Source organism: Arthrobacter sp. S41 (genome assembly GCF_004320535.1).
Lineage (GTDB): Bacteria > Actinomycetota > Actinomycetes > Actinomycetales > Micrococcaceae > Glutamicibacter.
The window spans coordinates 1,083,557-1,109,528 of record NZ_SIHY01000001.1 but is presented as its reverse complement, the minus strand read 5'-3'; the positions used below and the strand labels follow the sequence as shown (position 1 = coordinate 1,109,528).

The 25,972-nt window shown below is 54.6% G+C and carries 21 protein-coding genes and 3 tRNA genes; 16 read left to right on the top strand and 8 right to left on the bottom strand.

What is annotated here, in order from left to right; genetic code table 11:
* Window positions 1-19 precede the first annotated feature (19 nt).
* The 3 genes from nudC to EYR88_RS05050 all read left to right on the top strand — a co-directional run bounded on the left by nudC (window position 20) and on the right by EYR88_RS05050 (window position 3,630).
* On the top strand, window positions 20-814 hold the full coding sequence (gene nudC, locus EYR88_RS05060) for an NAD(+) diphosphatase (protein ID WP_165477279.1): 795 nt from the start codon (window positions 20-22) through the stop codon (window positions 812-814).
* The gene (locus tag EYR88_RS05055; protein WP_131088610.1) at window positions 811-2,934 is read left to right on the top strand and encodes an ATP-dependent DNA helicase UvrD2; all 2,124 of its coding nucleotides are present in this window, start codon (window positions 811-813) and stop codon (window positions 2,932-2,934) included. Before nudC ends, EYR88_RS05055 begins: the two co-directional genes overlap by 4 nt.
* 84 nt (window positions 2,935-3,018) lie before the next feature.
* Complete coding sequence (locus tag EYR88_RS05050; RefSeq protein WP_131088609.1) at window positions 3,019-3,630, top strand: M48 family metallopeptidase; 612 nt, start codon at window positions 3,019-3,021, stop codon at window positions 3,628-3,630.
* 65 nt (window positions 3,631-3,695) lie between these two features.
* Here the strand turns inward: EYR88_RS05050 and EYR88_RS05045 are convergent, their stop codons facing one another.
* Window positions 3,696-5,129 (bottom strand): zinc-dependent metalloprotease, encoded by a 1,434-nt coding sequence (locus EYR88_RS05045; RefSeq protein ID WP_131088608.1) that lies wholly within the window; start codon window positions 5,127-5,129, stop codon window positions 3,696-3,698.
* 180 nt (window positions 5,130-5,309) lie between these two features.
* Here EYR88_RS05045 and EYR88_RS05040 point away from each other — a divergent pair, with 180 nt between their 5' ends.
* The 5 genes from EYR88_RS05040 to EYR88_RS05020 all read left to right on the top strand — a co-directional run bounded on the left by EYR88_RS05040 (window position 5,310) and on the right by EYR88_RS05020 (window position 10,201).
* A complete protein-coding gene (locus tag EYR88_RS05040) occupies window positions 5,310-6,425 on the top strand; it encodes a S16 family serine protease (RefSeq protein ID WP_131088607.1) in 1,116 nt (371 codons plus the stop codon).
* A gap of 220 nt (window positions 6,426-6,645) precedes the next feature.
* The gene (locus EYR88_RS05035; RefSeq protein WP_242632455.1) at window positions 6,646-9,591 is read left to right on the top strand and encodes a UPF0182 family protein; all 2,946 of its coding nucleotides are present in this window, start codon (window positions 6,646-6,648) and stop codon (window positions 9,589-9,591) included.
* A gap of 61 nt (window positions 9,592-9,652) precedes the next feature.
* A tRNA-Met gene (locus tag EYR88_RS05030) sits at window positions 9,653-9,726 on the top strand.
* A 154-nt stretch (window positions 9,727-9,880) separates the two neighbouring features.
* A tRNA-Met gene (locus tag EYR88_RS05025) sits at window positions 9,881-9,954 on the top strand.
* A 173-nt stretch (window positions 9,955-10,127) separates the two neighbouring features.
* A tRNA-Met gene (locus tag EYR88_RS05020) sits at window positions 10,128-10,201 on the top strand.
* Window positions 10,202-10,310: 109 nt separating this feature from the next.
* On the opposite strand, the gene EYR88_RS05015 is transcribed toward EYR88_RS05020, so the two are convergent.
* Both EYR88_RS05015 and EYR88_RS16350 read right to left on the bottom strand, forming a co-directional pair.
* Window positions 10,311-11,042: a PspA/IM30 family protein gene (locus tag EYR88_RS05015; protein ID WP_131088605.1), complete on the bottom strand. Its 732-nt coding sequence runs from the start codon at window positions 11,040-11,042 to the stop codon at window positions 10,311-10,313.
* Between the two features lie 69 nt (window positions 11,043-11,111).
* Entirely contained in the window at window positions 11,112-13,178 is a 2,067-nt protein-coding gene (locus EYR88_RS16350; protein WP_278184782.1) for a TPM domain-containing protein, read from the bottom strand.
* 260 nt (window positions 13,179-13,438) lie between these two features.
* On the opposite strand from EYR88_RS16350, the gene EYR88_RS05005 reads away from it, so the two are divergent.
* The 4 genes from EYR88_RS05005 to EYR88_RS04990 all read left to right on the top strand — a co-directional run bounded on the left by EYR88_RS05005 (window position 13,439) and on the right by EYR88_RS04990 (window position 17,727).
* Entirely contained in the window at window positions 13,439-15,001 is a 1,563-nt protein-coding gene (locus tag EYR88_RS05005) for a trypsin-like peptidase domain-containing protein (protein ID WP_131088604.1), read from the top strand.
* A gap of 189 nt (window positions 15,002-15,190) precedes the next feature.
* On the top strand, window positions 15,191-16,012 hold the full coding sequence (locus tag EYR88_RS05000) for an electron transfer flavoprotein subunit beta/FixA family protein (protein WP_207306462.1): 822 nt from the start codon (window positions 15,191-15,193) through the stop codon (window positions 16,010-16,012).
* A gap of 12 nt (window positions 16,013-16,024) precedes the next feature.
* Window positions 16,025-16,969 carry an electron transfer flavoprotein subunit alpha/FixB family protein gene (locus tag EYR88_RS04995; RefSeq protein WP_131088603.1) on the top strand — a complete coding sequence of 315 codons (945 nt, stop codon included), beginning with the start codon at window positions 16,025-16,027 and terminating at the stop codon, window positions 16,967-16,969.
* Complete coding sequence (locus EYR88_RS04990) at window positions 16,966-17,727, top strand: PIG-L deacetylase family protein (RefSeq protein ID WP_131088602.1); 762 nt, start codon at window positions 16,966-16,968, stop codon at window positions 17,725-17,727. The genes EYR88_RS04995 and EYR88_RS04990 overlap by 4 nt, the downstream gene beginning before the upstream one ends.
* 111 nt (window positions 17,728-17,838) lie before the next feature.
* On the opposite strand, the gene EYR88_RS04985 is transcribed toward EYR88_RS04990, so the two are convergent.
* From EYR88_RS04985 to EYR88_RS04975, 3 genes are all read right to left on the bottom strand, one after another.
* The gene (locus EYR88_RS04985) at window positions 17,839-18,465 is read right to left on the bottom strand and encodes an anti-sigma factor (protein ID WP_131088601.1); all 627 of its coding nucleotides are present in this window, start codon (window positions 18,463-18,465) and stop codon (window positions 17,839-17,841) included.
* Between the two features lie 63 nt (window positions 18,466-18,528).
* Complete coding sequence (locus tag EYR88_RS04980; RefSeq protein WP_131088600.1) at window positions 18,529-18,990, bottom strand: tRNA (cytidine(34)-2'-O)-methyltransferase; 462 nt, start codon at window positions 18,988-18,990, stop codon at window positions 18,529-18,531.
* A gap of 44 nt (window positions 18,991-19,034) precedes the next feature.
* A complete protein-coding gene (locus EYR88_RS04975; RefSeq protein WP_165477277.1) occupies window positions 19,035-19,934 on the bottom strand; it encodes a J domain-containing protein in 900 nt (299 codons plus the stop codon).
* A gap of 114 nt (window positions 19,935-20,048) precedes the next feature.
* On the opposite strand from EYR88_RS04975, the gene EYR88_RS04970 reads away from it, so the two are divergent.
* The gene (locus tag EYR88_RS04970; RefSeq protein ID WP_165477276.1) at window positions 20,049-20,951 is read left to right on the top strand and encodes a diacylglycerol kinase family protein; all 903 of its coding nucleotides are present in this window, start codon (window positions 20,049-20,051) and stop codon (window positions 20,949-20,951) included.
* Here EYR88_RS04970 and EYR88_RS04965 read toward each other — a convergent pair.
* The gene (locus EYR88_RS04965; protein WP_131088597.1) at window positions 20,935-21,678 is read right to left on the bottom strand and encodes a dihydrofolate reductase family protein; all 744 of its coding nucleotides are present in this window, start codon (window positions 21,676-21,678) and stop codon (window positions 20,935-20,937) included. The genes EYR88_RS04970 and EYR88_RS04965 overlap by 17 nt on opposite strands.
* A gap of 14 nt (window positions 21,679-21,692) precedes the next feature.
* The gene (gene folP / locus EYR88_RS04960) at window positions 21,693-22,619 is read right to left on the bottom strand and encodes a dihydropteroate synthase (RefSeq protein ID WP_131088596.1); all 927 of its coding nucleotides are present in this window, start codon (window positions 22,617-22,619) and stop codon (window positions 21,693-21,695) included.
* 113 nt (window positions 22,620-22,732) lie between these two features.
* On the opposite strand from folP, the gene EYR88_RS04955 reads away from it, so the two are divergent.
* Genes EYR88_RS04955 through mnmA form a run of 3 tightly spaced genes read left to right on the top strand, consistent with a single transcriptional unit; the run spans window position 22,733 to window position 25,940 of the window.
* The gene (locus tag EYR88_RS04955) at window positions 22,733-23,551 is read left to right on the top strand and encodes a hypothetical protein (protein WP_131088595.1); all 819 of its coding nucleotides are present in this window, start codon (window positions 22,733-22,735) and stop codon (window positions 23,549-23,551) included.
* Window positions 23,552-23,571: 20 nt separating this feature from the next.
* Window positions 23,572-24,807: a cysteine desulfurase family protein gene (locus EYR88_RS04950; RefSeq protein WP_131088594.1), complete on the top strand. Its 1,236-nt coding sequence runs from the start codon at window positions 23,572-23,574 to the stop codon at window positions 24,805-24,807.
* Window positions 24,804-25,940, top strand: a complete 1,137-nt coding sequence (mnmA, locus tag EYR88_RS04945) for a tRNA 2-thiouridine(34) synthase MnmA (protein ID WP_131088593.1) — start codon at window positions 24,804-24,806, stop codon at window positions 25,938-25,940. Before EYR88_RS04950 ends, mnmA begins: the two co-directional genes overlap by 4 nt.
* The last annotated feature ends 32 nt before the right edge of the window (window positions 25,941-25,972 follow it).

Genomic DNA, 25,972 nt, shown 5'->3' with positions numbered 1-25,972 from the left:
AACAGGCTCGACCAAAGTCATGCTGATCTCTGAGCGAGGCGCCGCAGCAGAGGGAGAAGAGCTCTTTTTCCTCGCCGGCCCTAGCTATGAACCTACCGAGTCAGAGCGTCTGGTCTATCTGGGCACTGCGCAATCAACGGACTATGTGCTTGCCATCGTTGATTCACAAGAACACGCGGACCTTGGCATCGAAAAGTGGTTCACCCTGCGCGAAGCCTTCACCATTCTTCCAACGCTACAAGCTGAGTTACTCGTTGAAGCCCAGGCAATCACCAACTGGATGCGTTCGGAACGGTACTGCCCTAAGTGTGGTTCCGAGGTGCAGTCTTCGAACTCGGGTTGGGGTCAGACCTGTGTTCAACATGCCCATGAATTATTTCCCCGCACTGATCCTGCAATCATCGCTTCGGTGATTGATAGTGAAGATCGTCTGCTTCTTGGCTCCAACGCGAACTTCAAATCCAAAATGTATTCGGTGCTCGCTGGTTTTGTTGAAGCAGGGGAGTCACTGGAATCTGCAGTACACCGCGAAATCTTTGAAGAATCCGGAGTACTAGTTGGCGACGTAGCCTACCGAGGTTCACAGCCTTGGCCATTGCCTCGATCCTTGATGCTTGGATTCGCTGCCGAAGCACTCAGCGAAGAACTGGTTCCTGACGGTGCCGAAATCAAGGACTTGCGCTGGTTCACCCGAGCTGAACTACGCGAAGATTTGGAATCGGGAACAATTGACATACCTCGTGGCGTTTCAATTGCACACGCGTTGATCCGTAGTTGGTACGGCGAACCCCTTCCGGAGGCCCTGAGCAAGTGACAGAATACGACGTTCCACCAGCACAAGATTTGCTGGCTGGACTGGACGCTGAACAACGGCAAGCAGCTGAGAGCCTCAGCGGTCCTTTGTGTATTCTGGCGGGCGCAGGAACGGGTAAAACCCGTGCGATTACCCACCGTATTGCCCATGGAGTGCACACCGGGATCTACAACCCGACGAGCGTCCTGGCATTAACATTCACCACGCGGGCCGCTGCCGAAATGCGCACCCGATTGCGTCAGCTCGGTGCATCAGGGGTACAGACGAGAACTTTCCACGCCGCCGCCTTGCGACAGCTGCAGTACTTCTGGCCCCAGGCCATCGGTGGAACCTTGCCGAACCTGGTTGAGCACAAAGCACCCATGATTGCTGAGGCAGCGCGAAGACTGCGCATTTCCAGCGACAGGGCCATGGTGCGAGACCTCGCCTCAGAAATTGAGTGGGCAAAAGTCTCTATGCATACACCTGAGAGCTATGCCAAGATTGCTTCCACCCGCGAGATGCCCAACGGTCTAGAACCGGTGAGTATGGCACGAATTTTCCAGACCTACGAGGAACTCAAAGACGATCGCGGAGTCATTGACTTTGAAGACGTCTTGCTCCTGACCATTGCCATACTTGAAGACAACGAGAAAGTCGCAGCCAACGTACGCCAGCAGTATAGGCACTTTGTTGTTGATGAGTATCAGGACGTTTCGCCGTTGCAACAGCGACTTCTTGACCTGTGGCTCGGCGAGCGAAACGAACTATGCGTGGTGGGTGATGCGTCGCAGACGATCTACTCATTCACTGGCGCCCGCCCGGACTTCCTACTGAATTTCGGCACTCGTTTCCCTGAAGCAAAAGTCGTCAAACTTGTTCGGGATTACCGCTCAACTCCCGAGGTGGTCAACCTCGCGAACAAGGTCCTATCCACTCGCCGAGTCGAATCCAACGTTCCAGACCGGAACGTAACTTGGCCTGAGCCGTTGGAACTGATCGCCCAGCGTGATCACGGAGTTGCCCCTGAATTCTTTGAATGTAGCGACGACGAAAACGAAGCCGAAGAAGTCGCTCAGCGTATCAAAAAGCTGCTCAGCGATGGACAAGACATTTCTGAAATTGCCATTCTGTACCGGACCAATGGGCAATCTCAGGCTTTTGAACAGGCACTGAGTGCACATTCCATTCCGTTTGTGATGCGTGGAGCTGAACGGTTCTTCTCCAGGCGAGAAGTAAAAGAGGGCATGCTCGCCTTGCGTGCTGCGCTGAGCGTGGCTGCAGATACCCCCGTTCCTCAGATGGTCCGTGACATCCTTTCATCTCATGGCTACTTAGCTACTGCACCAAGCGGAGGAACCGGGGCTGTACGCCAGCGGTGGGAATCGCTATCGGCCCTAGTTCGATTGGCCGATGAAGTAGTGGCCCTGAAAGCAGCGCAGGAGACCGAAGCTACTTTGCATGACGTGGTCAAAGAGTTGGAAGATCGTGCCGCGATTCAGCATGCACCGACTTTGGACGGCGTCACCCTAGCCTCGTTCCACGCCGCCAAAGGCTTGGAGTGGGACGCGGTGTTCCTTGTTGGTCTCAGTGAAGGTCTGGTACCGATTTCCTATGCGAAAGACCAGGCCGGCTACGACGAAGAGCGCCGACTGCTCTACGTGGGAATCACCCGTGCTCGCATCCACCTGTTCCTCTCGTGGTCGTTGGCCCGTACGCCGGGCGGCCGAGCTCACCGTTATCCCTCACGTTTTCTAGACGGCATCAAATCGGTTCGTCAGGCGAGCAGCAGGCAACAAAGCACTTACAAAAGACGCGAACAAAAGGTCACGCCCGCGGTGTGCACCAATTGCGGTACCTTCTTGACCAGCGCCAAAGAACGAAAGCTCAAACGCTGTGCTTCTTGCCCTGCGGCCTATGACGAAGCGCTATTTGATAGCTTGCGTGGTTGGCGTTCAGAGGTAGCACATTCCAATTCGGTACCCGCCTTTGTCATCTTCACGGATGCCACGCTCATGGCGATTGCCGAACACCAGCCGGACTCGCTGCAGGGCCTTTCCAAAATTGCTGGTGTGGGCCGCAGTAAGTTGGATCGCTACGGAGAAGCAGTTATTGCTGTTCTGGAATCTCATCGCAGTTAAAATTAGCTTTGGGCCGCATCGCGCAGTGCAAGGGCACAGCATGTAGTTTGGCACCCACGATTGATGTAAAAGGAGCAAGGTTAGTTGCCCGCTTATCCAAGCACCGTTGAATTCGTTGCAGCGGATAACATCCCAGTTCAAATCGTTCGGTCCAAAAAACGACGAAAAACTATTTCCTCGTACTGGCGTGAAAACAAGCTTGTAGTCCAAGTTCCTGCGACACTCGACGAGAAAACCGAACGCTCTTTTGTCGACGAGATGCTGAAGAAATACCGTCAGAAACAGCAGAAAAAAGAACTCGGACAATCCGACTCGGCGTTGGAACAGCGTGCCGCCGAGCTAGATCAGTTCTACTTTGACGGAGCCGCTGCAGCTCAATCTGTCCGGTGGGTTACCAACCAAAACAAGCGTTGGGGTTCGGCATCCTATGCACAACGAACCATCAGACTGTCTTCGAAGCTTCAGCAGATGCCCGCATGGGTGCGCGACTACGTTCTGGTCCACGAGCTAGCGCATCTGGCCGCACCACGGGCAGGACATGGTCCTGAATTTCAAAAGCTACTCAACAGGTTCCAACGTCGCGCAGATGCTGACCTATACCTTGATGCTTTCCATGCAGGCTATAACTCGCACGCCGCAGAACACGGACAGAATGCCGAAGCAATTGACGGATTTGGTCAGGACGACGAAAGCTAGTTAAAACACAATGTCGGGGATGAACGTTATTCGTTCATCCCCGACATTCGCTTACTACATACAAACTACTTCTGCGGATAATCATCCGCTTCAGGATCGGTTGGATCCATCGGATCGGTTTCCGGGTCAACATTGTCGAATTCTCCGGAGAGCAACTTATTCAGAGCTGCATCAAAGTCATCAAATTCTTCATTTGCCAATTCACGGCGCTGAGTGAAAGTTGATGGGTCTTTGAGATCTTCTTCGGTTGGCATCAGATCTGGGTGATCCCAGACTGCATCGCGACCGTCGATTCCACGCTCCTCGTGGAGGTGCTCCCACAATGTTGCTGCTTCACGCAGCTTGCGTGGACGCAGTTCCAGGCCAACCAATGAGGCGAATGCCGACTCTGCTGGTCCACCCGAAGCACGGCGTCGACGCATGGTCTCACGCAGGTGTTCAGCGAAAGGCAGGTTTGCGGCGGCCAACGAAACAACGTGGTCAACCCAGCCCTCAATCAGAGCCAGAGTCAGCTCAAGATTTTCTAGAGCCTTGTCCTGCTCGGCGGTCCGCTGTGGAGCGAACAGACCTTCACCGAGTACCGATTGCATCGCTTCAGGGTTTGAAGGATCAATATCTCGCACTGCTTCTTCAATACGGGACATGTCAATATGGATGCCGCGCGCATAGGATTCAACAGCGCCGATGAGCTTCGAGCTGAGCCACGGAACACGACTGAACAAACGGGTATGGGCGTTCTCCCGAAGGATGACGTAGAGCAGCACTTCCTGCTCCGGGATTTCTAAACCGTCGCCGAACTTGGCAACGTTAGTCCCGATAATTCCGGGAGTACCACCGGCCAAGGGAAGACCGATGTCGGTGCCGCCTAGGACGTCAGTAGCCAAACCACCTAAGGCCGTACCCAACTGCATGCCAAACATGCTGGCGCCGAGGTTCCGGAACATTCCGTCGGAATTGCCCAGCATGCCCTTCATCTCTTCAGGGATCTGATCTTTCATGGCTGCAGTGATGGCGGTAGCAACAGACTCAGCAACTGGTTCGGTAACCTGCTTCCACGTCGCCAACGTCTTGTCGTACCAACGCTTGCGAGTCCACGCTTCAGTCACCTGACCGTTGGACTCGAACGCAGTTGAATTGTTCAGCCAGAGATCAGCCAAATTTGATGCGTCGCTGATGGCGCTCAGGCGTGCTGGCGAGACTTCAGGATCATCGCTGGCGTAAGCCTGCAACGCAGTGTCTGAAGCGAGCTTCCAATTGACTGGTCCAGATGAGGCGTTGTTGCTCATCATTGCAGACATCATTGCTTGGGCCTGCTGCATCATTTTTTGCATTGTTTCAGGGTCACCCTGGGCGCCGAGCGCATCGCGCAACTGCGGAGGAAGATTGTTGGGATCAAATCCGCCACCGAAGAGCTGACCAAACATGGCAGAAAGTGGATCCTGCGGGTTGTTATCGTCGTCGTCGCCGTTGGGGCGGTTATTCGGGGGGTTCTGTGCCATGCCTTTAAAACTACCGTGCCACGCAAAAAGTTCCCATGAATCTTAGCTTCAGTTCGCTTTCGGCACACTGAATACGCCATATTGCTGATGCCTTTAGACCACAAGGTTCAGTAGGCTAAGAGTGGTGACGTCTGCAAGGCGGATCTACAGATATTTTGATAGTTGGCGGGAGCAAGACCAGTGCACGAACGGGAAGCACAAGACGCGATGGTGGAACGTGACGATAACAGTCATGAACCACGAGGTCCTAAGCCCCTCAAACGATCCAGCGCCGGTGTCATAGCTCTGTTGCTGGTTGGCGTAATGATGTTCTTGCCAACGAATTTTATGATTCGTTCGCCAGGCCCAGTCTTTAATACTTTGGGCAAAGACGAGGGTAAAGACGTCGTCTCTATCGAGGGCGCAAAGACGTACGCATCCGACAGCGAACTTGATCTGCTCACTGTTTACGTCCAGGGTGGCGGACAAAACCGCGTCACAATTCCGGTTGTTCTCGAAGCAATGCTCAATCCGACCAAAGATGTCGTGCCTGAAGAAACCATCATGGCTCACAACACCTCGTCGCAGCAGCAAAATGAACAGAACGACAGGATGATGACTTCATCCCAAGACTTGGCCATTGCTGCGGCCATGACCGAACTTGGCTACGACTACAAAACTTGGTTGTCCGTTGCTGACTTCTCAAATGAGCTCAACTCTAAGTTGTTGAAAAAGGGCGACCGATTGCTCAAATACAACGGCAAAGACATTTCGTCCCTTGAAGAGTTGAAAAAACAGCTCAACGCCAATGGTGAGAAGCCCGCAACGTTGACCGTGGGTCGAGCCGACAAGCAGGGCGACTACAAAAATGTTGATGTCACAGTCAAAACCGAAGCAGCCGACAACGGAGAACGACAGCTCGGCATCTTCTTAGGAACCGAACATAAGTTCCCTATCGGTGTGAAATTTGGACTCTCAAACGTTGGTGGACCAAGCGCAGGCATGATGTTTGCGTTGTCCATCATTGATCGACTGACCGAAGGATCTTTGGCGGGGGAGCACCACGTAGCCGGCACCGGCGAGATCGCGGCTGACGGAACTGTCGGACCTATCGGCGGAATCGCTCAGAAGATGGTCGCTGCCAAGAAATCCGGAGCAACGATCTTCCTAGCGCCGGCAGATAACTGCAATGAAGTAGTAGGACGTGTGCCCGATGGCCTGAATGTCCTGAAGATTTCGACTCTTTCAGAAGCACATACTGCTTTGGAAAAAATCGCAGATGGTCAAGATCCATCGACTTTTGCGACATGTGAATAGATTTAGCCCTGCGTCAGGGGAAGAATGTGACGCAGGGATCAAAAGCTTGTACTCGCTCGTTCAAGATTTAGGTATACGAGTTCTACGGCTCTCATCAGCTTGTGGGACCCAAAGTAAGGAATAGATAGTGTCATATGGATCGGATAGTCCGTTCGGGGGCCCGCCAAGGCCTCGTGAACCGCAACGACCTTCCAGCCCCTCAGGCAAGAAAATTTCGCCGTTGACCTTGACCATCTTTGCGGTGGTAATCATAGTTGCGGTGTTCGTCTTCTTGTCCAATTTCTATGCGGACATCCTTTGGTTCAACCAGCTTGGATTCTCGCAGGTCTACTGGACTGAGCGCGTTTCGAAGCTTGTGATTTTTGTGATCGCCTTGGCTTTCATGTCTATACCCATGTGGTTCTCCATGCGCAGTGCCTACAAGCACCGCCCGGTATATGCACCTAACGCGGGTCAGCCAGACACCATGTCGCGCTACCAAGCCCAGCTGGAACCAATCCGTCGCTTCTTGATGGTTGGCATCCCGCTGGTTGTTGGCATTTTCGCGGCGGTGGCTGTCGCCGGACAGTGGAAGACTGTTTTGCTCTTCTTCAACCAGGTCCCTTTTGGAAGTAACGACCCTCAGTTCAACATGGATCTGGGCTTCTTTATTTTCTCGCTTCCTTTCATTGCTCTGATCAACGGCTTCCTCATCTCTGTCGTTTTGCTTAGCGGTGTAGCCGGGCTGTTGACTCACTACCTTTACGGCGGAATCCGTGTAGAAGAACGTGGTGGCATCACTATCGGTAAGGCCGCTCGCGTTCACGCTGCGGTTGTTGCGGCAGTGTTCTTGGTCTTGCAGTCAGTGAATTTCTGGATTGGCCAGTATGAGACCCTGACTGATCAGTCCGGCCGTGTCGCCGGCGCACTGTACAAGGATGTACACGCTGTAATTCCTGCGAAGATGATTCTGGCGATTATCGCTGTCTTGATTGCGATTGTTTTTGTTATCGCGGCGGTTAACGGACGTTGGCGTTTGCCACTGATCGGTACTGCCATGCTGGTGGTCACCATGATTGTGGTCAGTGGCGTTTACCCATTCTTGGTTCAGCAGTACAAGGTTGTTCCATCCCAGCGTGAACTTGAGCGCAGCTACATTGATCGGAACATCGAAATGACGCGTCTTGCCTATGGGCTAGACGATGTTGAGACCACTGATTACGATGCCAAGATTTCCACGGAGAAGAACGCACTGGCCGAGGAAACCTCGACCACTGCCAATATTCGACTTCTTGATCCGAACTTGGTCTCCACCGCGTTCGCTCAGCTTCAGCAGTTCCGTGGTTACTACACGTTCCCAAAGAACCTGAATGTTGATCGCTACAAGGTTGATGGCAAGGTGGAAGACACCGTCATCGCCGCCCGTGAAGTTAACGTGGATCAGAACGACACCTGGGTTAACCAGCACATTAACTACACCCACGGCTATGGACTTGTTGCTGCCTACGGTAATCGTGTGGCCGCAGGTGGTCGACCTGACTTCATGCTCGGTGGTATTCCTACCTCCGGTGACTTGATCACCGATAAGGACTACGAACCACGTATCTACTTCGGTGAGAATTCACCTGAGTACTCGGTGGTTGGCGGGCCTGATGAGGGCTGGACCGATCAGGAACTTGACCGTCCAGGTACCGGTGGTGAAAACCAAGATACGCGTTACACCTTTACCGGCGAAGGTGGGCCAAACATTGGCAATATGTTTAACCGCCTGGTTTACGCACTGAAGTTCGCATCGACCGACTTGCTGCTCTCTCAGCAGGTTAATGAGGAATCCCAGATCCTTTACGATCGTGACCCTCGCGACCGTGTGAGCAAGGTAGCTCCATACCTGACCTTGGATTCCAGTGCCTACCCGGCCATCGTTGATGGGCGTGTTCAGTGGATTGTCGACGGGTACACCACGTCAAATGACTTCCCTTACGCACAGCAGAAGCAGCTGGATTCGGCGGTAGCCGATTCGCTGACCAACGCTCAGGACCTGTCCTTGAGTGGTCGTGTCAACTACCTGAGGAACTCAGTCAAGGCCACCGTTGACGCCTATGACGGATCGGTAAAGCTTTACGCCTGGGACACGGAGGATCCAATTCTGAAGTCTTGGCAGAAAGTCTTCCCAACCGCAATGCAGCCGCTGGAAGACATGTCAGCGGACCTGATTGAACACGTCCGCTACCCAGAGGACATGTTCAAGGTTCAACGAGAAGTACTGACTACCTATCACGTGGACAACCCTGACGCATTCTACGAATCTAACGATGCGTGGGCTGTTCCGGATGATCCAACATCCTCTACCGCGGGTGTAAAGCAGCCTCCTTACTTCATGTCATTGAAGATGCCAACGCAGGATCAGGCCTCGTTCTCACTGACCTCGACGTTCATCCCTGCAGCAGCGTCCAATGGGCAACAGCGAAACGTGCTCTTTGGATTCCTTTCAGCCTCGGCTGATGCAGGTTCTACTGCCGGCGTGAAGTCGGAGAACTACGGCAAGCTCAGACTGCTGGAGCTTCCACGTGACACTGCCGTACCTGGTCCAGGCCAGGCGCAGCAGAACTTCGATACCAACACCCGTGTCACGCAGGAACTGAACCTGCTGCGTCAAGGTGCTTCCGAGGTCAAGAACGGTAATCTGCTGTCCTTGCCTGTCGGTGGCGGTATCCTCTACGTTCAGCCTGTCTACGTTCAGTCTTCCGGCCAGACAAGCTACCCAACGTTGCGTAAGGTCCTCGTGTCCTTCGGTGACCAGGTTGGCTTCGCCGATACCCTCGCGGAGGCTTTGGATGAAGTCTTCGGCGGTAACTCAGGTGCAGTGACCGGTGAGAATGAAGGTGTCTCACCGGATAAGGATGCACCGGAAAGTGAAAAGGCGCCGACTCAGTCTGACGCTCAGAAACTTTCCACCGCGCTTTCGGATGCTAACAAGGCCATCACCAAGGGTCAGGATGCGCTCTCTAAGAGCGACTTCGCTGCCTACGGTGAAGCTCAGAAGCAACTGCAAGATGCTTTGAACCGCGCTATGGAAGCTGACTCGTCCATCAACGGCACGGACGTCGATGGAGAAGTGAAGCTGGACGACAACGCAGCCAGCGAATCTGCTGAGCCGTCGCAGCCTGCTGAAGGCTCGAATGGCTAACCAGTAGGTAAGCTCACCGATTTGCTTTCGCCCCTTGATGATGCAAGAATTGTCTAGTCATCGCGGGGTGGAGCAGTTCGGTAGCTCGCCGGGCTCATAACCCGGAGGTCATAGGTTCAAATCCTATCCCCGCCACGAAAGTGGAAATGGAGATCCGAAAGGGTCTCCATTTTTCGGTTTAAGCATCGGTGCTCTTTGAGCGGCTGGGTGCGGGAAAATAGCCTGCGATCAAGGTCACTTCGCTCGATTGGCTATTGAGTTCATCAGTTGGTAATGTTGTATTTACCGACGCGGGGTGGAGCAGTTCGGTAGCTCGCCGGGCTCATAACCCGGAGGTCATAGGTTCAAATCCTATCCCCGCCACGAAAGTGGAAATGGAGATCCGAAAGGGTCTCCATTTTTGGTTTAACGAGATTGACCTAATCTTGTTGGGGGCAGGGGAGCGGCCGTAAAAGCCCTCTTTTTAAGGGGTGACAAAGGCCACTGGCTCTCAATTGGCCAAGTCATTCACTGATTGGTATTGTTGTATTTACCGACGCGGGGTGGAGCAGTTCGGTAGCTCGCCGGGCTCATAACCCGGAGGTCATAGGTTCAAATCCTATCCCCGCCACAAAAGTGGAAATGGAGATCCGAGAGGGTCTCCATTTTTGGCTTAACCAAAGATGGTGTGTCACTGCGCAGCAGCAACACACCATCGGAACTAATCAGCTTGTCAGCGGTTAGCCTTCAATTGCTCCGGTCTGCTTAGACTTCAACGCAGCGAGGCGAGCTTCAACCTCGGTCTGCTCGCCTAGGTCCTCCAGAGATTCAAACTGGGCGTCCAGGCTTGATGAGGCAAGTTCAGCGGCACCGCGAACACGTGCTTCTTCACGACGGATCTTGTCTTCGAAACGTCCGATCTCGCTCGACGGATCCATGATGTTCACGGCCTTCACCGCTTCATTGACCTGATTCTGCGCCTGGGCTGACTTAGAACGGGCGATCAGTTCATCCCGCTTGCTAGCCAGCTCGGTGCGCTTCTCCTTCATCTGGTTCAAACCAGTCTTCAGCTTCTCAACAATTTCACGCTGAGAGTTGATGGTAGGTTCAGCGGACTTCATCTCCGACTCAGCCTGAATCTGACGCTGGATGGCAACCTTAGCCAGGTTGTCGAACTTTGAAGCGTCTTCGCTCTTGCCTGTTGCACGGAACTCATCGGCTTTGTTGGAAGCGGCTAGAGCCTTGTTGCTCCACTCGGAGACGGCCTGCTCATCTTCTCGGTAGTCATCCTCCAGCATGCGAAGGTTGCCGATGGTCTGCGCAATTGCTTGCTCCGCTTCAGCAATATTGTCGTTGTAGTCGCGGACCATCTGATCCATCATTTTCTGTGGATCTTCAGCTGAATCCAGAATTGAGTTGATGTTGGCCTTGGCCAGTTGTGAAATGCGTCCGAAGATTGATTGCTTGGTCATGATGTGACCTTTCTGTTCGTCAAAATATCGCTGGTACTTCATTACTGTGGTCAAACAATTCGGGAAGGACTAGAAGTCCCCTCCGCCACCTCCGCCGAAGTCACCTCCTCCGAAGCCGCCGCCATCGCCGCCGCCGAATCCGCCAAAGCCACCGCCGCCGAAGAAGCCGTCGTTGCCACCTGAATGACCGCCTCCGCCGTGCCCGCCACCGAGGATTGTGTTGATCAGGATGCCGCCCAAGACTGCGCCTCCGACACCATCAAACATTCCGCCGCCTCGACCGCCGCGGCCATAGCCACCCATGGAGCTAGCGTTGCCGAAGCCATCACCGAAGCCACTAACGTCGCTTTCGGCCATCTGCGCGGCCTGGTCAGCTAGCTGGATGGCCCGTTGTGCCGCAGCGACCGCTCGACCCGGATCGGTGTTAGCTATTGCGTGGGCTTCATCGAGTGTTCGTTGTGCCTCGGCAAGCCGGGTACGAGCCGATGATCGGACGCCTCCACGACGGGCACGAATGTAGTCCTCTGTACCGCCGATGCGAGATGTTGCGGTGTGCAGAAGTGACTGCAGCTGATCCCGGGAAGCTTGGTCCTGTTGCGCTTGATCTCGTAGTCGCAACAGCGACTGGTTCAAGGGCTTGGATGCGTCATCAAGCAAAGTGATCAGGGCCAGCGGGTTGTACTTGCCGCCTGCGACCGCTTGCTGAGCACTGGTCAGCGCGCTCTCTACGCCAGCAATAGGCCCAGCCAAATCAGAGCTAGTCCCAGTTGCGAAAGTGGCCTTGGCCTGTGCAAGATCGCGTTCAGCTAAGGCTATGGCTGCCTTGAGATCTTGTTCTGCTTGCTCCAAGCCCGCACCGGTTTTGGCAATTGCTTCAAGTAGTACGCCGGCCTGATCCTGTGCTTCCTCAGCGTTTTGCACTAAGACGGCGGCTTCGGAACGGCTACTCGACAACTTCTGTGAAGCCTGCTGCAGCGCTGAGGCCGCGAAGGTCAACCTTTCGGCAGCCTGATCAGCGTTGTCCTTGACCTGACTTACTGCGCTGGCGTCATACTTAGCGGACAACCGCTCAAGGTCACCGACTCGTGCCGAAAGACGCTGATTCAGCGGTTGCTGATTAGCCGTCAACTCTGAAATGCGTGACTCGGCGTTTTGCTCCAGCTGACGAAGTTGTTTGAACTCATCGGCATGCTCTTGCAAGGACTGATTGACTTCCTGGCAACGATTAATGATCTCGGTAAGCCAAGAACGCTGGTCAGCATCGGTATCCGGGATATCATCATCCAGCTGTTGTTGCAGCCTGAAGGATTCAGTCAAATGTTCCTTGGCCTTAGCTAGATCCTGAACGAAGACCTCAACGGACTGCTTTCCGTACTGTGCCTCTGCAAATCCGAGCTCTTGCTGTGACGAACGAATTGAATCATCGGCTGCAACCAGTAATTGGTCAGCCTGTAATCGAAGCTGTTCTACTGGAATCTGCGGCTGCTGCGCTGGAGCGCCGGGCATGCCTGGGTAATTATTCTGCTGCTGTCCGGGTAGTGAACGGGAGTTCTTCTTGCCACGGCGAGAAAGGAATAAGAATCCCGCGACGGCTACGGCGGCGACCAACAGCAAGACGGTAAGCAATGTGCCACCGAAACCAGTGCTAGCAGAGGACTCGCTTGAGCTAGTGCTGGCTCCGCTATCGAAATCGCGGATGGCCTCTACAGCTCCTTCAGTTGCGCCGGCCCAGTCAAGGTTGCTGAGCGCAGGAGCGATATCTGAACGGTAAAGGTCTTGATCGGCGGCAGCCAGCGGCCCGCCTTCAGCTCCACTGAAATACGCTTGGCGAGTTTCGGTCGCGACGACCAGAATGGCGGAGGAATTACCCATGCCCTTCTTTTCAGCCACAGCCTGTGCCCACTTCGCAGCTTCAGTGGGATTGGAAAATTCATCAACGTAGATGGCAAAGAGACTGATTCCGGTGTCGACCCGAAGCTCCTTGATTTCGCTTTCCAAGCGGGATTGGTCTGATCCGAGGACTCCGGAATTGTCTATGACAAAGTCGCCAGCTGGAATAGTAACCGGGGACTCGGCCATTGCCGGTGCGGTTACACCTAGCGAAACTATCGATGCGACAATTGCACCAGTGATCATTTGTCTAGCTTTTATACCCATGTCTTGTTCCCGCCCGAAAAGCTAAGTCAAACTAAGATCGAGTTGTACCCGACCTGGTGGATCCAATGATTGGATTCACACTTAGGATTGATTCTATTTGGCCTAATGAAGCACGTCTATGACATTCAGCTTGCAGATTACTTAACTCACAGGAGGCACAAAGTCATCACAATTCGATGCCACAGACCAGAGCAGAATAATAGAACTCAAGAGAAACGACAGTTCGAAAGAGGCAAGCCATGAGCCAGACCCCGAATGAGCCACGCGAAGACAACTTGGGTGATTCCGCTAGGCCATCAAATGATCCGAGCAGCGCGGGCGCTGGCTCCAGCGAGCCGACCGCTCGGTACCCACACGTAAACGAAGACGCAAATTCCAACGTGCCAGCGGATGACGGGAATCAAACCTCTGCTCCATACACTCAGCCAATTAGCGCTGCTCCAAGTAGCACCGCTGGCTACCAAAGCCAGCAGAGTGCAGGACAGTACGGTAGCAACGGTTCGGCCTACGGTGCACATTACGCAGGTGGCACCGGAACCCAAACAACCTACCCAGTTCCTCCGCAGAAGGATCCACGCGAAAAGAAGCGCTTTGCAGGAAGCACGCTAATCGCAGGCATGGTGGCTGCAGCTTTAGTCGGTGGCATCACCGCAGCCGGAACCACCTACTTGCTCGATGACTCTGGTAGCTCCTCCGCATCGTCGAATTCCGGCACAAATCAGGGTGTTGTTATCAACAATCCTGATAAGGTCACCGAAGTTACCGCGGCCGCAGCCAAAGCTAGCCCAAGCGTGGTCACCATCGAGGTCTCCGGAAACGGAAACAGCGGTTCGGGTTCGGGCATCGTTCTGGATAAATCGGGCAATATCCTCACCAATACCCACGTGGTTACCCTTGGTGGAGAAGTATCAGATCCCAAGATCACTGTTCAGATGAACGACGGAACAGTGCATTCTGCAAAGGTCGTTGGAACCGACCCAATGTCGGACTTGGCAGTAATCAACATTGAAGCTGACGGCCTCGTGCCGGCAACCATGGGTTCATCTTCTAAGCTGAACGTCGGCGACACTGCCGTAGCCATCGGTGCACCGTTAGGTTTGAGCGGAACCGTGACCGACGGAATCATTTCAACGGTCAACCGTACGATTTCCATTGCTTCCTCGGCCGTGCCTGATGACAGCAGTTCATCGGAAAGCCAGGACGATAACCAGTTCAACTTCCAGTTCCCTGGTCAAGAAGAACAGCAGCAACAGCAGCAATCCAGCGGTTCGATCTACGTCAACGTCATTCAAACGGACGCAGCGATCAACCACGGTAACTCCGGTGGCGCGTTGGTTAACTCCAGCGGCGAAATCATTGGCGTGAACGTAGCCATTGCTTCCTCGGGTTCTAGCACAACTTCAGGTGATGAAGGCGGCTCCATTGGTGTTGGCTTCGCCATCCCGATTGATTACGCAAAGCGTGTTGCCCAGGAACTGATTGATAATGGCTCGGCTACCCACGGTTTGCTTGGCGCTACCGTCACCGCTCAGGCTTCGGATACCAGTGGGGGACAGAACGCCTCGTCCTTCTCGGTTGGTGCTCAGGTAGTCAGCGTGAGCGACGATTCAGCCGCCGCTAAGGCCGGACTTCAAAAGGGCGATGTTATCACCGGTGTGAATGGTCGTTCGGTGAAGGATTCGCAGACAGTCACCGCGGCCATTCGAGAAATCCCCGCCAACGGCGAGGCTGAAATTCGCTTCACCCGTAACGGCAAGGAGCAGACTGCCAAGGTCAACGTAGGGACCTTGTCAAATAACTAAATAAAGTCGTAATGAAGACGTAGTGAATTCAGTGACGCAGGCAAGTGACCAACTTGCCTGCGTCACTTCCTGCATATTCGTCGATAAACAACGAGTCACCCTCGATGTATCGATACGATAGTTAGTGAATAAGAAAGTCCGTCGGTGCCAATGGCCCGATGGGCGCCATAGTTTTGTAGGAAGGCTCGAATGACCGAGGAAAACACGGCGCCGCTGAAAATAGTGGTGTTGGTCAAACACGTTCCAGATGTGCAATTTGATCGTCACATCGATTCTGGCTCATTACGCTTAGATCGCTCAGAATCCGTTTTGTCGGAACTGGACGAATACGCGGTTGAAGCAGCTGTGGCACTGGTTGAATCCCAGGGCGGTTTTGCAGCTGGGCACGAGGTCATCGCAGCAAGCATGGGTGGTAAGAGCGCCAGCAATTCCATCAAGAAGGCTTTGCAGATGGGCGCCAGCTCAGGCGTGCACCTTAACGATGAAGCGCTGATCGGTTCAGATACCGTGGTCACATCCAAGGCTTTGGCAGCTTTGGTGGAGCACGTGGGCAACGTTGATTTGGTTGTTACGGGAATGTCCTCCACTGACGCGGAAACCTCAGTCGTTCCAGCACAGTTGGCTGAACGGCTGAACTTCGCACAGCTGACCCACGCGTTGAGCGTTGACTTTGATGGTGCAAGCCGCGAATTGAGCATTCGCCGCGATCATGCGGAGAGCACGCTGACCTTGGCTGCTGCGCTTCCTGCGGTCTTGTCCGTGACAGATCAGGCAAACGATCCTCGTTACCCAAACTTCAAAGCCATCATGGCTGCCAAGAAAAAGAGCATCACTGAACTCAGCGTGGCCGATCTTGGGCTGGCCGCCGAAGCTGTAGGAGCTGCTGGTTCCCGCGTTGCTGTGCTTAGCGCTGAAGCTCGCCCTGCCCGCGAAGCAGGCACCGTCATCAACGACAGCGGCCAGGCTGGAATTGCCCTGGTTGATTTCTTGGCCGAACAAAAGCTGATCTAAGGAATTTTGAACATGCCTTCAGCACTAGTATTTTTCACTGAACTCGCCGACGCGCCTTCGAAGGCGCAGCGTGAGCTTCTGACCCTTGCCGCCAGCATTGGCGAACCAACCGTGGCTGTGGCCTCAGAGGTTTCGCAAGCAACTGCAGAACAGCTGGCTAGCTACGGCGTAGCCAAGCTTCTGGTCGCACCGGCTAATCATGCCTCGTTCCTAGAGCATTCACTTTCGGTTCTTGAAGCCGCCGTGAAGCAGTCCACCGCGGACGTAGTCTTGGTGGCTAACGATAACTTCAACCGTGAAGTTGCCGCCCGCATCGCCGTGCGCGTTGAGGGATCAATCATCACCGATGCCATCAACGTCAGCGCCGACTTGGTAGTCACCAAGGACGAACTGGCAGGAAGCTACAGCGCCCAGGCGCAGGCTACCGGCGGAGTCCTCTTTGTCACTCTCAAGCCAAACAGCATCGAGGATGCACCACAGAGTGCAGCCGCTGAAGTGTCCATCAACGAGCTGGCTACAGAGACCAGCGCCGCGGAAAAGGTTCGCATCGTGGGTACCGAAGAGAAGGTTGTCTCTGACCGACCTAAGCTCACCGAAGCTCGCGTGGTTGTGGCCGGCGGCCGCGGTGTGAACGGCGACTTCGGTGCCGTGGAGCAATTGGCTGACGCACTGGGCGGTGCCGTTGGTGCATCGCGTGCAGCAACCGATGCCGGGTGGATTTCACACGACGCCCAGATCGGGCAGACCGGTGTTACCGTTTCTCCACAGGTATTTATCTCCGCGGGCATTTCTGGCGCTATCCAGCAGAAGGCCGGCATGCAGACCAGCAAGTGCATCATTGCCATCAACAAAGACGTGGACGCACCCGTCTTCGAAATTGCTGATTTTGGAATCGTCGGAGACCTTGCCAAGGTCCTGCCACAGGCTGCAGAAGAGATTCGACGCCGTCAAGCATGATTGATACGACAAAATTCATTGGTGGCAACACCGAGCGAGTTCTCGCTTTCGGAGCCCATCCTGATGATTTAGACTTCGGCGCAGCCGGGACTATCGCAGCCTTCACCGCAGCCGGTGTAGAAGTTCAGTACTGCATCATGACGGACGGTGATGCTGGCGGATTTGATGATCGGGACCCAGCAGAAACTGCTGCCCTGCGTCATCAGGAACAAAAGCAGGCCGCCAGCAAAGTTGGTGTACAGACCGTACATTTCTTAGGTGAACGCGATGGCTTCCTGGAAGTCAATCAGGAAGTCTTGCGCAAGGTTGTCAGACTGATCCGTCAGGTCAAGCCGACAATCGTGATGGCCATGCACCCTGAACGTAGCTGGGATCGAATTCAACGCTCGCATCCTGATCATTTGGCCTGTGGTGAGGCAGTTACTCGTGCCATTTACCCAGCGGTGGAGAACCCCTTCGCCTATCCTGAGCTGCTTCGCGACGAAGGTCTAGATGCCTACAAGGTGCCGTGGCTGTGGCTCTATGGAGCGCCGAAGGAACGGGAGAACGGTTTTGTAGACATCACCGATTTTTTCGATCAGAAGATGGATGCTTTGCGTTCTCACTTCACTCAGCACCCCGATGTTGAGGCGATGGAGCGATTCGTTGTGCAGCAATGTACAGCGAACGCTCAACGTGCTGACTTCGCGGATGAAAAGCTTGCAGAGGCTTTCCACCTAGTTGCAGTTAATGCTGACGATACGATTGCTGGTTTTTAGCCGGAGCGTTTGAACCTGTAGTACCTGAACAAAAGACAGTGCCCGTGGTCGGTAGGGAATTTCTCCCACACCGTCCACGGGCACTGATTCGTTTAAAGCTTGAATCCTTGATTAGGAACCTTCGGTATTCTGAGCGTCAGCCTTTTTGGTGAAAGGTACGTCTACCGAGGCTTCAGTATCTTCAGAAGGAGCTGCTGGGATCTTTGAATTTTCTACCGTGATGTGAATAGCAATCACATCTTCTGCGGGGCTGAATCCAGCGGACTCGTCTTCTCCGGAGCTTGTAGTAATCACCGACACGCTACCCGATTCATGAACTGCCCAAGCAACGTACTTTTCTGATTCATCTAGTGGAGGCAACGAGGCTAGCTCCACGCCGATGGCGTCCTTTGACTCAGAGGTGCTCAGCGTAGCTTGGCCACCGCTCTTGAGCTGCACGTTCACGCTCTGAGCATCGCTAGCTTTGGACGCCTTAGATGCTTTAGGCCCGCCAGTGAGCAAGGAAATGAGGACGGCTGCCACGACGGCAATAACAAGAATTCCAACAACTATGAAAATCCAGCGCTTGGGCCTGGTCTTTCGCTCGGCTGGTGAGCTGCTGGCCACATGGCTCACCAGATCAAGTCCAAGGTCGTCGTCCTGAGGCTCATCGCGGTGCTGTGGTTCGCTACCGTTCATTGTCTTGGATTCTCCCGAAATGTTGTCGGCACAGTTCAATACTCGCAAAGCTGCAAGCACACTATGAGCCTACTTTATAAAGATTAGGTACAGCTGTATACGTGGCGGTTGAAGACTGGTAGCTTATGCGCCGGCGAAGCCGTGCTGACGCCACGCTTCATAGACGGCAATCGATGCGGTGTTGGCCAGATTAAGCGAACGACGTCCGGACAGCATGGGAAGGCTGACCAGATCGGTAACCCGCGGGTGCTTCTTATCCTCGGCGCTCAGTCCTTCCGACTCCTTGCCGAAAAGCAAGATGTCACCTGGCTCGTAGCTCACCTCGGTGTACACGGTTTTTGCCTCGGAGGTGAACGCAAAGACACGCCCCTCGCCTAAAGCTTCGAAGGCAGCGTCGAGGTTCTCATGCACGGTGACATTAGCCATGTCATGGTAATCCAAGCCCGCGCGACGCAGATTTGCGTCCTCGAAATTGAATCCTAGGGGCTTCACCAAGTGCAGTTCGGCACCGGTGATAGCGGATAGGCGAATGGCATTACCGGAATTACCCGGGATCTCTGGGGCGTTGAATACGATACGAAACACATAACCAGTTTAAGCGTTCTTCGCACGCTATTGCGCCATTGAGGTTAGTACATCGCCTCACGCAGGTGTGCCAAGGCCAAACGGTCCACAATATTTGGTGTTGGACCTGATCCCAAGAAGAGTTTTAGCTCGCGGATGAGTGCTGCAGCATTAAGAACATTCGGGGTGGTGGCCAGCGTTGGATCAGCGTTGCGGTGGTATTCGATGACCGGTTCATGGCGGTTCCCATTGGGGGAGAGCACCAAAGTAAAGGGCACCACATTCATCTGCATAAAACTTCGTTGAAGCGACGAGATTGAGAATTGTGGCGGTTGCGTCAGCTTGTTTCCATGGCGCAAAACGCTGCCATCAAACGAGTAGTAGCCCTCGGGCAGGGTCATCGTGTTAATGACGGCCATGCGGTATCCGGCAAGAATCACGTGGTCATACTGCCCGCCATGTGGGGAATTTAGGCCATTTACTAAGCGGGCGGCCGGGAGCACATTGAGTACGTTCTTATTGAGTAGATTGATCGTATTGGCCTCACGTACGAGTCGTGAGCGGTTAGCGAACAATCCACGTTTGCGTGGTTCACCGTGGATTCTTTGCTCTGAGAGTGTGCGGCTTAGCCAGGTGAATGATTCATCCGACAGCTCGGGGACGTAGTGTGTTGAGAGCTGTGCTTTGGGCTGCTGCGGTGTTGTACGAAGTCGTTCATCGTACGGGCGAGCGGTAAAGCCGGCGCGTGGTGCCTCGCCGGGTTTCTGGAAAGTCTGGTCGTGGCTGATTGGATTGTTGTACTCAGAGATATCCTGAAAAGCCTGCTGGACCTGTCTGAACTTCTCTTCACTGCCGCCAAGGTCGGGGTGGGTTGCACGCGCAGCCCGACGATAAGCTACTTTGATTTCTTCCAGGCTGGCCGAAGGAGCAACACCAAGGATTTCATACGGGCTCGGTATGCTCATGGTCCAGTGGGATCCTTTCGACGGCAACGGCCTCTTGCCGCTGCATCTCATTTTAGCTAATTGATTCTGACAAGTACTTGGGTTGTGTTGACTGCCTCAGTAATCTTTATGTACATGGCCCCCAATGACGCCCCAAGCATTGTCCGCATCGTCTTTCACCCGTCAACGGGCAATGGCAGAGCGCTGGCGCGTGCGCGCAAGGGCGCCGCGGCCTTGAAGCAGAGGGGCATTGGCTATGAGCTGTTGGACACCAGCTTCGCAGAACACGCACAACTTCCGGCGCTGACCGACGCCCACAAGGCGTTGATCATTGTTGGGGGAGACGGGCTAATTCATCGAATGATCCCTCAAGCGCTTGGTTCAACTGTGCCGGTCGGAATCATCCCCGCTGGCAGTGGCAATGATTTGTGGCGCATGACCGGGCACCGTAACTTTGAAGACTCGTTAGACAAGGTGATTTCATATTGTTCCTCTGGTACCGAAACTACGGGCGTTGATGTACTGGAACTTCAATTTGAAGTGGCTACCGATCCGCAGCCCAAGTACGCGCTGGGGGCGGTTTCATGGGGAGCCGAAGCCAAGATCAATGCTGCGGCAAATGCCTTGCCGCGCCAGCTCGGATCCTTCAGATACATTCTTGGAATTGCCTTGAGCCTCCCCAAACTTAAAGGGTTCCACACCGTAGTTCAGTCAGGACCATATCGATATGAGGGGTCCGCACTGGCAGCGAGCATCGCCAATATTCGTTCACTGGGCGGTGGCATTAGGCTCTTTCCAACCGCTGACTTCAGCGATGGCCAATTGGAATTGGCCATGGTCCGCGGCTTAAAATTGATTCCCGTTCTACCGCTGATTCCCAAGATCATTCTTGGTGCTAAGCATTCGCGGAAGGTGAGCAGGCAACTAACGGAAGCCCACATTCAGACGCGCGAGGATAGCTACGCAGACGGGGAATACGTTGGTACAGGAAACTTTCGAGTACGCGTGATCCCTGCGGCCATCAAGCTGATTTTTTGATCCGATAGTCGCTGAACAGCATGTTCTCTTCCTCAAAGAGGGAGTGCAACGAGAACTGCTGAAAGGTTTCCTTGTCGTGGGCGGTGATGCGTTTGCCTTCGCCAGCCACCAGAACAGGGGAGTAGCTCACGCAGGCCGAATCAACGGCGCCGGCTGTAGCAAACTGACCGAAAATATGAGGCCCGCCCTCGCAGTGGATGAATCCCAGATCATGTTGATCAAGGTAGGCAACAATCTCGGCGGCGTCGCAACCACCGTCGCGCTGTGCGACCTGGATCAGCTCAACGTCCTCTCCGAAGGACTGACGCAGTTCGGCGGTGACGTCAACCGTGGTGAATACCATGACCGGTACTGGAGACTGGGTAAAGGTGGGGGCGTCAGGATCCAAATTTAGGCCTGTTGAGATAATTGCCAATGCTGGGTGTGCGCGCAGCCCGTGAGAAGTTCTCCATTGGCTGTCTTGAGCAGAGACCAATGCTCCTTCGTAGCCTTCGGCACGAACAGTCCCGGAGCCCACCACTATGACATCGGCCAACCGACGTATTAGGGCAAAAATTCGATGGTCACCCTCTGAACCCAACGCTGCCGAGAGCCCATCAACCTGGGCGCTTCCGTCGATGCTGCTCACAAAGTTGAAGCGCACAAAGGGGCGTTGCTCGCTGTTGTAGCGTTCCAGAAGCTGTTCGTCGCTGATGTTTGTGATTGATTCAGGTAGCAAGGCTCGCATCGGTTGAACTCCTTCTAGTTGCTTTGACTGCGTTCCGGATGAGCGGGAGGATTTACGTCCCCCATATTATGAATTTGATACGCAGGTTCTCGCCAGCCGTGGGTGGCTTCAATCATGCGAACCATTTGTACCGACTCTGCGATGTTGTGCATACGTAAGATGCGCGCTCCGTTCATGGCGCAGATCGTCGCTGCGACCATGGAGCCGAGGGTGCGCTCCGATTTAGGCAGGTCCAACGTCTCTCCGATGAAGTCCTTATTCGATACAGCGGCCAAGGCAGGGTATCCCAAGTTGGCGAACTCTTCGAAGCGTTCGGTGAGCTCTAAAGTGTGTGCGGTGTTCTTGTTCAGATCGTGGCCCGGATCCACGATGATCTTGGACGGTGAAATACCGGCATCGAGAGCCACCTGAACCTTTTGACTCAGATACTCGCGCACTTCAGCCACTACATCGGTGTAGGTAGGGCGTGGGTAAATCGTTCGCGGTTTGGCCAACGAATGAGTAATCACCAGATGTACGTCGTTTTTCGCAACAACCTGCGCGAGCTCGGGATACGCCAAGCCGGTCGTATCGTTGATGACGTCGGCGCCGGCTTCGATGGCTGCCTGGGCCACTTTAGGTTGGAACGTGTCGGCGGAGATGATTACGTCGCTGGCTTCGCGCACCGCCTTGATCACCGGAACGATGCGTTCAGCTTCTTCTTCCCACGCTAGTTCTGGACCGGGAGAGAAAGGGACTCCGCCGATATCAACCCAGTCCGCACCGGCTTGTACGGCTTGAAGCGCCGCGTTCACTGCCTGATCCAAAACGAAGGTGGAACCTGCATCATAGAAAGAATCCGGGGTGCGGTTGATCACTGCCATGACGGCAATTTGACGGGAGAAATCGATGGTTTTCCGCGAAAACTCATGCACCGGAACCAACAGGTCAGGCTTGAACATCGATAACTTCTCCCTTGCAGTAAACGGTTGGTGCCAACAGGTCCTGACTCATTCATACCATTGAGCACCCGGGCAAGGCAGAATTCGGTGTCAGACCTCGCTAGGCTAAAGACATGCAGTTTTCACATATCCCAGCAGAACGTGGCCAGTGGGTAGCTTCTGCCTGCGCATCGGCCGACCCAACCACAGTGGTCGCCCAAGTTCCCGTAGGTTACGAACGTTACGTTCGGATCTTGCACCCAGCCCTGGACGAAGATGATCAACTGGTCAGCTGGGCCACTGCAGCGCAAAGTCGTAATCACATCATTACCGCTGCGGATCTGTTTGAAACCGTGGCGGGTTTGGACGCGCAAGGAAACCCCACCGCTGAAGACTCATGGGTGGATACGGATTTGCCTCTGGATCAACTTCCCGAAGGTCAGTGGCAGTCACTGGTTAAGACCTTGACCGGTACTGACGCGACAGACCAGCGATACGTTGCCGGTCTGTGGGCAGGCTACGCCTTCATCGAGGGTGGGGAGCGAATCCAAATTGATCAGGAACCCGACCCTCAGCTCAGTGAAGAAGAAAATCAGCAAGCCTTTGAGGCGGCACTGGCGCTGGCCCAGCAACCAGCCTTCGGCGCAGAAGTGCTGGAATCCGCACCATTGGAATTGGGTGGCGGCTACCGGAACTACCACCTGTTTGAAGTGGATAAAGAGTTCTTGGCCCGCCCAGTGTGGGCGCGGACCTCCGACGGTGAGCAGACTCAACGCCCGGCGTTGACCTTTGCCACTGATCACCGGTGGATGCTGTCCACCGAACCATTTGATGACTGCACCATTCTTGGTGGCCCCGCAGATTTGATCGAAGCGGTGCTGGCAAACCCTGATTTGGAAACCATTGAGGTCGGCCAATTCACACGGATTGGGCATTCAAACGAGGCTGACTAAAGCCGTACCATTAAAGAGCTATGAATACTTCCGCCGTTTACCTGGATCATGCGGCAACTACTGATCTAAATCCGGCAGCCTTGGCTGCCATCACCGAACAATACTCGCGTACTGGCAACCCTTCGTCACTGCATGGGGCAGGCCGTAGCGCCAACCGTGTAGTTGATGAATCACGCCAAGCGGTCGCGACTGCTGCCGGCGCTCACCCCAGTGAGCTCATTTTTACTTCAGGCGGCACCGAATCAGACAACCTTGCCATCAAGGGACTGTTTTGGAATCGTGTGGCAAAAAACGATCAAGCGCGCACAATTGCCTTGACCGGTATTGAGCACCACGCAGTACTTGATACTGCAATGTGGTTAGAAGAGCACGACAACGCAACGCTGCTCTGGCTGCCGGTAGACCACGACGGGGTTATTGATCTTGAAGCGGCGGCTGCACTATTTGCTGAACACCATGAGCACATCGCTGTAGCGACATTGATGTGGGCCAATAACGAAGTGGGTACCGTACAGCCGGTGGCGGCCTTTGCCGCCCTGGCTGCTCAGTACGGCATTCCGGTTCACTCAGATGCGGTACAGGCATTCGGCGCAGTTCAAGTGGAGTTCGCCAAGTCAAACCTAGCGACCATGGCCATTAGTGCGCACAAGATTGGTGGGCCGGTAGGCATCGGCGGGCTGTTGGTACGTCGCGACATTGTTCTCACCCCGGTACAGCACGGCGGTGGTCATGAACGAAAGCTTCGTTCCGGGACGTTGAATGCGGCCAGCGCCGCAGGATTTGCCGCAGCGGCCAACGCCGTGCGTGCACAGCTTGGTGACGAAGCCCAACGATTGAGTCAATTGCGCGAATACGCGGTACAGCGCATTACCCAGTTGATTCCTGAGGCACAGTTCAACGGACCACGTGATGCGGCCAACGAGGGCACCCGGTTGCCTGGAAATCTGCATTTCACTTTCCCTGAATGTGAGGGAGATTCATTGCTCTTCCTCTTGGACATGGTGGGTATCGCTTCGTCGACCGGCTCGGCATGTACCGCTGGCGTTCCACAGCCTTCTCATGTTTTGCTGGCTATGGGACGAGATGCGCGCAGCGCTCGCAGTGTGCAACGCTTCACATTGGGGCATACATCCACGCGCGCAGACGTTGACGCATTAATAGAAGCTTTGCCAGAAGCGTACGTAAAGGCAAAGAAGGCTGGCATGGCAGCCGATGAAAGCAGCATCCACACGGCAGGAACAGGGTTTACACGATGAAGGTACTAGCAGCGATGTCCGGAGGCGTGGACTCGGCGGTTGCCGCAGCTCGCGCAGTTGAAGCCGGCCATGATGTCGTCGGCGTCCACCTAGCCCTCTCACGCATGCCAGGAACCCTGCGTACCGGTTCGCGCGGTTGCTGCACGGTGGAAGACTCTAACGACGCATGGCGTGCCTGCGACAAGCTGGGGATCCCGTTCTACGTGTGGGACTTCTCCGACAGGTTCGCCGAAGACGTGGTTCAGGACTTCGTTGACGAATACGAGGCAGGGCGCACCCCAAACCCTTGTATGCGTTGCAACGAGAAGATCAAGTTTGCTGCCCTGCTTGAGAAAGCACTAGCTCTAGGCTTTGACGCAGTATGCACCGGTCACTACGCCAAGGTATTGCGTGATGACAACGGTGCACCAGAACTACACCGTGCCGCCGATTGGGCTAAGGATCAGTCCTACGTATTGGGCGTGCTGACTCATGAACAACTTGAGCACTGCATGTTCCCACTGGCAGAAACTCCATCTAAAGCTGAAGTACGTGCCGAGGCAGCTGCTCGCGGACTGACCGTGGCTAATAAGCCAGATAGCTACGACATCTGCTTCATTCCTGATGGCGACACCCGCGGATGGCTTGCTGAGCGAATCGAAATGAAGCCCGGCGAAATTGTTGACCATGAGGGCAATGCCCTGGGTGAGCACGAAGGCGCACAGGCGTTCACTGTGGGTCAGCGCAAGGGTCTGCGCTTGGGCCGTCCGGCAGCCGATGGTAAGCCGCGCTTTGTGCTCGAAATCCGTCCGAAGGAAAACAAAGTTATCGTCGGTCCTGAAGCATTGCTGGCGGTAGATCAGCTGCGCGGAATCAGGATCTCTTGGGCAGGTGTTCCGATCGCTGAGGTCTTCACCGGCGAAAAGTTTGACTGCATGGTTCAGGTGCGTGCCCACGGCGACCCAGTCGAGGCAGTAGCGCATATGGAGCGTTCCGCCGAAGGACGCGACGAGCTCGTAGTCAACTTGCCTGAGGGCATGCGTGGCGTGGCACCGGGCCAGACCATGGTCGTTTACCAGGGCAGTCGAGTGTTAGGCCAGGCGACCCTTGATTCGGCCCGTTCCAGTGCGTGGGATTCTGAAAAGGTCAACTAGTTCAAAGACAAAATCCTCGCCTTCCAGATGCA

Coding starts and splice junctions, on each gene's coding strand:
- nudC (WP_165477279.1), top strand. CDS start 20: ATGCTGATCTCTGAGCGAGGCGCCGCAGCAGAGGGAGAAGAGCTCTTT.
- EYR88_RS05045 (WP_131088608.1), bottom strand. CDS start 5,129: ATGGCACAGAACCCCCCGAATAACCGCCCCAACGGCGACGACGACGAT.
- EYR88_RS05015 (WP_131088605.1), bottom strand. CDS start 11,042: ATGACCAAGCAATCAATCTTCGGACGCATTTCACAACTGGCCAAGGCC.
- EYR88_RS16350 (WP_278184782.1), bottom strand. CDS start 13,178: ATGATCACTGGTGCAATTGTCGCATCGATAGTTTCGCTAGGTGTAACC.
- EYR88_RS05005 (WP_131088604.1), top strand. CDS start 13,439: ATGAGCCAGACCCCGAATGAGCCACGCGAAGACAACTTGGGTGATTCC.
- EYR88_RS05000 (WP_207306462.1), top strand. CDS start 15,191: ATGACCGAGGAAAACACGGCGCCGCTGAAAATAGTGGTGTTGGTCAAA.
- EYR88_RS04995 (WP_131088603.1), top strand. CDS start 16,025: ATGCCTTCAGCACTAGTATTTTTCACTGAACTCGCCGACGCGCCTTCG.
- EYR88_RS04990 (WP_131088602.1), top strand. CDS start 16,966: ATGATTGATACGACAAAATTCATTGGTGGCAACACCGAGCGAGTTCTC.
- EYR88_RS04975 (WP_165477277.1), bottom strand. CDS start 19,934: ATGAGCATACCGAGCCCGTATGAAATCCTTGGTGTTGCTCCTTCGGCC.
- EYR88_RS04970 (WP_165477276.1), top strand. CDS start 20,049: ATGGCCCCCAATGACGCCCCAAGCATTGTCCGCATCGTCTTTCACCCG.
- EYR88_RS04965 (WP_131088597.1), bottom strand. CDS start 21,678: ATGCGAGCCTTGCTACCTGAATCAATCACAAACATCAGCGACGAACAG.
- folP (WP_131088596.1), bottom strand. CDS start 22,619: ATGTTCAAGCCTGACCTGTTGGTTCCGGTGCATGAGTTTTCGCGGAAA.
- EYR88_RS04955 (WP_131088595.1), top strand. CDS start 22,733: ATGCAGTTTTCACATATCCCAGCAGAACGTGGCCAGTGGGTAGCTTCT.
- EYR88_RS04950 (WP_131088594.1), top strand. CDS start 23,572: ATGAATACTTCCGCCGTTTACCTGGATCATGCGGCAACTACTGATCTA.
- mnmA (WP_131088593.1), top strand. CDS start 24,804: ATGAAGGTACTAGCAGCGATGTCCGGAGGCGTGGACTCGGCGGTTGCC.